5 protein-coding genes are annotated in these 5,726 nt (G+C 64.8%); 4 read left to right on the plus strand and 1 reads right to left on the minus strand.

The features are described 5' to 3' along the window. The first annotated feature begins 329 nt into the window (after positions 1-329). The 3 genes from ACTHL0_RS06675 (at position 330) to ACTHL0_RS06685 (ending at position 3,836) form a co-directional block, all read left to right on the plus strand. Entirely contained in the window at positions 330-1,388 is a 1,059-nt protein-coding gene (locus ACTHL0_RS06675; protein WP_440565860.1) for an alpha/beta hydrolase family protein, read from the plus strand. 346 nt (positions 1,389-1,734) lie between these two features. Then, positions 1,735-3,195: a cache domain-containing protein gene (locus tag ACTHL0_RS06680; protein WP_440565861.1), complete on the plus strand. Its 1,461-nt coding sequence runs from the start codon at positions 1,735-1,737 to the stop codon at positions 3,193-3,195. After that, positions 3,192-3,836: a response regulator gene (locus ACTHL0_RS06685; RefSeq protein ID WP_440565862.1), complete on the plus strand. Its 645-nt coding sequence runs from the start codon at positions 3,192-3,194 to the stop codon at positions 3,834-3,836. Before ACTHL0_RS06680 ends, ACTHL0_RS06685 begins: the two co-directional genes overlap by 4 nt. A gap of 15 nt (positions 3,837-3,851) precedes the next feature. On the opposite strand, the gene ACTHL0_RS06690 is transcribed toward ACTHL0_RS06685, so the two are convergent. Further along, positions 3,852-4,448 (minus strand): MlaC/ttg2D family ABC transporter substrate-binding protein, encoded by a 597-nt coding sequence (locus ACTHL0_RS06690; RefSeq protein ID WP_440565863.1) that lies wholly within the window; start codon positions 4,446-4,448, stop codon positions 3,852-3,854. 232 nt (positions 4,449-4,680) lie between these two features. Between ACTHL0_RS06690 and ACTHL0_RS06695 the strand changes: the two genes are divergently transcribed. Next, the coding region (locus tag ACTHL0_RS06695; protein WP_440565864.1) for an MMPL family transporter at positions 4,681-5,726 on the plus strand (1,046 nt) is incomplete at its 3' end.

The following is a 5,726-nucleotide window of genomic DNA, read 5'->3' on the forward strand; positions in this document are numbered from 1 at the left end:
CTGGCTACGGCCAGGGCTTTGTTTTTCTAATAGTGATCGTGCGTAAGAAGCCGACACCCGCGTAATCCGGTGGCATGTCGCTGCGTATAGCACCGCCAAAGCGCTTCTCAGTCGACCCGAACCCCAAGCAAAAACCGCGCGCGCACATCGTCTCCATTGAATTCGGTGACGGATTCTAGTTTAATGGGCTGCTCAGATCGGCAGCCGCGACGCCGAGCCAGTGGCGCGGCACCGCCCTCGAAGCGGCGGGCCCCCTGCGGGATACTTAAAATGCGACGGGCATCGATGGCCGGCGCGCGAAGAACCTAACCCAAAAAGGGAAACTCGATATGTCTCGCCGCCGCCGGACACTGATTGCTGCAATCGCCGCGATTTGGGCCACGACCGCGCTCGCCGGCGCGCCGCGCGGCGACTACGGCGTCGGCGAATCCACGCGCACGATTCACCCTGCGGTCGAGCGAGAGTGGCGCGGCGCATCCATGCACGCGCTGCTCGCTCGCGTTTGGTATCCGGTCGATCCTCTGCTGCCCGAGCAATCGCGCGACATCGGCCCACCGAATCAGCCGATCTTCCAAGCACACCGCTTCGCCGACGGGGCACCGGTGGCTCCGGCGCCCGCACGACACCCGCTCATCGTCATTTCGCATGGCACCGGGGGCAGCGTCGACGATCTCGATTGGCTCGCCTCGGGCCTGGCGGCACGCGGCTACATCGTCGCCGGCGTCAATCATCCGGGCAACAACGCATTGGGACCGCTCACGCGCGAAGGCCTCGTGCTGTGGTGGGAGCGCACCACGGATTTGAGCGAATTGCTCGATGCCATGCTGGCCGACGCGACGCTCGGCCCGCACATCGATGCGAGCCGGATTGGCGCGGCCGGCTTCTCGTTAGGCGGCTATACCGTGCTGGAACTCGCCGGAGCGCGCACGGATCTCCGGTCATTCGAAGCCTTTTGCCATTCGAGCGCTGCCGATTCGAACTGCCATCCGCCCGTGGCGAAAACGACGGCGGCCGCCCCCGCTCCGCTTTCCGCCGCAGCGCTCGCGTCGATGCAACGCTCGGGCGCGTCGTACCGCGACAAGCGGATCAAAGCCGTCCTCGCCATCGCGCCCGCGATCGGAGAAGCGCTGGACGGCGCCTCGCTCGCAGGAATCGACATTCCCATTCAACTCATCGCCGGAACGGCCGACGTCACCGCGCCGCCGCCCACCAACATCGAACGCATCGCCGGCCTGCTTCTGCATCCGCGCGTCGACATGATCCCCGGTGCGACCCATGATACGTTTTTGGATACGTGCCTGCCGACGATGACAGCGACGCTCGCACGCTTGTGCGAAGACCCGCCGCTCGTGAACCGCGACGCCGCACATGCACGGGCGATCGACTGAGCCGTCGAATTCTTCGATTCCGCCTTGCGCGAAAATCCGTCGCCGTCGCATTAGATGTAACGTGCGTATTTGCACCGATAAGCATGCAGCGAAGCATTTCCGAAACCGCTGCGCGCCACGGGCTTTTCGCTGGTCTACAGTACGGGGGTGGCGCTGTTCGGCGGCTTCTCCCCGTTCATCGTCGCCTCCTTCGTCAATGCGACTGGCGACTGGATGGCGCCCGCGTACTACATGATCGCTTGCAGCGTGATCTCGCTCGGGGCGCTGGCGGCATTGCCCGAGCCACGTCATACTCGCTAGGCATGGGCGTTCGCCGCCACCGCCCCTTTCCCGTTTTCCTGTCGCGATGAGAATCAAGACGAAGATCTTTCTGCTGGCGATCGTGCCGTTCCTCGTCGCGATCGCGGGCATCGGTATCGGCGTTCGCTTGCAGGCGACGGCGCTCGCCGACGCACAGCGTAAAACCGTCGAAACGGCCTACCTTTCCAGCAAGCAGGCCGAACTCCGGCATTACGTCGAACTCGCCACAAGCGCGATCGCGCCGTTCTACGACGCCAGCGGCGACCCTAACAACCCCAACACGAGCCCCAACGACGATGAGGCGCGCAAGCGCCAAGCGCTTGCCGTCTTGCAACGCCTCGATTTCGGCCCGGACGGCTATTTCTTCGTCTACGACATGCGTGGCAATTCGCTGATGCATCCGCGCGAGCCCGATCTCGTCGGACATAATTGGTGGCTGCTCAGAGATCCCAACGGCGGTCTGACGATTCAGCAGCTGATTGACGCAGCGAATAAGGGCGGCGGCTATGTGCGCTATGTCTGGCATCGGCCGTCGACGAACCGCCTGGAACCGAAACTCGGGTACGTCGTGCCGCTGCCGCGCTGGCGCTGGATGATCGGCACCGGCATCTATCTCGATGGCGTCAAAGAGACGCTGGCCGGCATCGACAACAGCGCATCGGCCAACATTGGCCGCACGATGATGTGGATCGGCGCCATTGCGCTGGCCGGCTTTGGCGTGATCATGGCCTGCGCGCTCTTTCTGAACGTCTCCGAGCATCGCAGTGCCGATGCGAAACTGAAGCGTCTCGCGCAAAGGGCGGTCGAATCGCAGGAACAGGAGCGCGCGCGCCTCTCTCGCGAACTGCACGACGGCATCAGCCAAATGATGGTTTCGGTGAAGCTGCTGCTCGAATCGGCGCTCGCCCGCCTCGAACGGGCGGGCGCCCCGCACGTCCGCGTCCCCAGCGCGGAAGCGGCACTCGGCACGGCGCTCACGCGCTTGTCGCACGTCCTGCGCGAAGTACGGCGCATTTCGCATGCGTTGCGCCCTTCGATGCTCGACGACCTCGGCCTGACCGCCGCGCTCGAGCAATTGACGCGAGAACTCGCCGAGGAAACGGGCATCGAGGTGCAAGTCGAGACGGATGCTGCCTCGCGCAAAGCTACGCTGCCGGCGGCGATCAACACGGCGTTGTTCCGGATTGCACAGGAAGCCCTGACGAACATCGTGCGGCACGCACGCGCCTCGCACGCTACGCTCGCGTTCGCCGTGCACGGCAAGACGGTCACGCTGACGATCGCCGATAACGGACAGGGCTTCGATGTCGACCGCATACAGGCCGATGCGCGCGGCGGCATCGGCTTGCGCAACATGCGCGAACGGCTCGATGCGCTGGCTGGTATGCTGACGATCGCTTCGCAGCCTGGGCAGACGGTCGTCACAGCAACGGTGCCGTTGCCGCCCTCCCATGCTTCCCATTCCACGCGCGCCGCCGAACCCGCGCAGACCGATCGTCCGTCATGAACGCGCTCGCTCCTCCCCGCCCTGCCAACCTCATCCTCGTCGACGATCATCCGCTCGTGCGGGACGGCTTGCGATTGCGCCTCGAGGGCGTACCGGGACTCGTCGTCGCTGGCGAAGCGGGCAACGCCCAAGACGCGCTGGCGCTGGCCGAGCGGCTGGCACCCGATCTCGTTTTGATGGATGTGGGGATGAACGGGATGAACGGCATCGCGCTTGCCGGGGTTTTTCACGAACGTTTTCCAGCCGTGCGCGTGCTGATGCTATCGATGCACGACAACATCGAATACGTGACGCAGGCGGTGCGAGCGGGCGCGAGCGGGTATGTGCTGAAGGATTCGCCGGCCACTGAAATCGTCCACGCGATTTCAGCGGTACTCGACAACCGCACGTTCTTCAGCGCGGGCATCGCCGCCCGCATGATCCAGGCGAGTGCGCTCCAAACGCCGGCGGAACGCCTGACGCGGCGCGAGAGCGAGATTCTGGATGCCCTGGCCGAAGGGCTCTCGAGCAAGCAGATTGCCGAGCGTTATGGGCTATCGGTGCGAACCGTCGAAACGCACCGGCTCAACATCAAGCGCAAGCTCGAAATAGAAGGGCAAGCCGAGCTGATCAAAGTGGCCGTGGAGCGGCGCCGGCGTTGACCGGCGCCGGCAGGATCACTCGGTGCGCGCGTTGTGCGCGGCGAGGAATTTGATGAGCCCGTCGATCCCGCCTTGGCTCAGCTGCGCCTTGAATTGATTCTGATAGACCTGGATGAGCCAGGCGCCCGACATGTCAATGTCGTAAATCTTCCATTCATTGCCGGTCTTGCTAAGCCGGTAGCCCACTTGCTGGCTATCCCCCGGCGTCGTCACCGTCGACATCACGAGTGCATCGTTGGCCGCCGCCTCCTCGGCCTTGAACGAAAAATGCGCATCCTGCGTACCGAGCTGCGCGAGCGAGGCGGCGTACGTGCGCGTCATCAGGACTTTAAATTGCTTCGCCAGTTCTTGCTGCTGCGCGGGTGTCGCTTGCTTCCAGGCGTCGCCGACGGCGATCCGGGCGGTCCTGTCGAAGTTCGTAGCCGGCAAAAAGTGCGTCTGCACGACTTGCGCGATCTTCGCCATGTCCCCGCTGCGGGCGGCAGGGTCCTGCTTCATGGCATCGATGGTCCCCACGACGGCTTGCTTGACGACGTCGACAGGCGCCGTTTGCGCCCAAGCGGCGGCGCTCACGAACGCCGCGGTAAAAAAAGCGAACAGATGACGTTTCATGGAATTTCGAGCTCGATGGAAAGAGTGCCGGCGGCACCCTCGCGCGCGCGAGGGGCCGATAGGGCGGTGCGGGAAGTATACCGATCCCGGGCACTTCCGGTTTCAACGCACGACTTCGACGCACGCCAAGGGCGAGCGGTTCCGCGATGCGGTGCGCGGTGGCCGTCGGTGCCGGCCCGTCCCCCGGTATACTTAGGTGTTTTGCCTCCCCTGCTCCACTGCCTCCCCATCCATGCTGACGTCCCTCATCGTCCGACTCGTTGACTGGTCTGTAAGCCGACCGGTTTGGGTCGTCGTACTTGCCTTCGTGCTGGCCGCGGCGAGCGGCGTCTATACGGTGCGGCACTTCCAGATCAACACCGACGTCAGCAAGCTCATCGAAACCGACGCGCAATGGTCCGCGCTCAGCGATGCGATGGATCGCGCCTTTCCGCAGCGCGACGAAACCATCCTGGCCGTCGTTGAGGCCGGCGCCCCCGAAATGGCCGACGCGGCTGCCGATGCATTGGCGGGCGCCTTGTCCAGCCCCGCGCATCATGCGCAGATCGGCGCCGTGTCGCAACCCGGCGGCGGGCCGTTGTTCCAGCACGACGGCATGCTGTTTCTGCCCACCGGCAGCGTCGCCAGCACGACGGCCCAGCTCTCGCAAGCGCGTCCGCTGATCAATACGCTCGCGCACGACCCAAGCGTCACGGGGCTGTCCACGACCCTATCGACGATGCTCGGCCTGCCGTTGCAGTCGGGCCAAGTCAAATTGCCGGCGATGGCGAACCTGTTGACGCGCGCGGCCGATACCGTCGATGCCGTCCTGGCGGGCAAGCAGGCGGCGTTTTCCTGGCGGGCGCTCGTCGATACGGATGCCGCGCATCAACCCGCGCGCGCGTTCGTCACCGTGACGCCCGTGGTCAATTACGGCGCACTGCAGGCGGGCGCGCAGGCGTCGGATACGATTCGCGCGGTGGCCCGCCAACTCGACCTGCAAAAGCGTTACGGCGCCGTGGTGCGCCTGACCGGCGAGCAGCCGCTCGCGGACGAGGAATTCGCGTCGGTCGAAGACGGTGCCGTCGTCAACGGCATCGGCACGCTCATCGTGGTCCTGGTGATTCTCTGGCTTGCCCTGCGTTCGAAACGGATGATCCTCGCCGTGCTCGTCACGCTGGCGGTGGGCTTGCCCATCACGGCCGCGCTCGGCCTGATGATGGTCGGCTCGCTGAACATGATCTCGGTGGCGTTCATGGTGCTGTTCATCGGGCTCGGCGCCGATTTCGCGATCCAGTA

The sequence above is a fragment of the Trinickia sp. genome (assembly GCF_051961175.1).
GTDB lineage: Bacteria > Pseudomonadota > Gammaproteobacteria > Burkholderiales > Burkholderiaceae > Trinickia.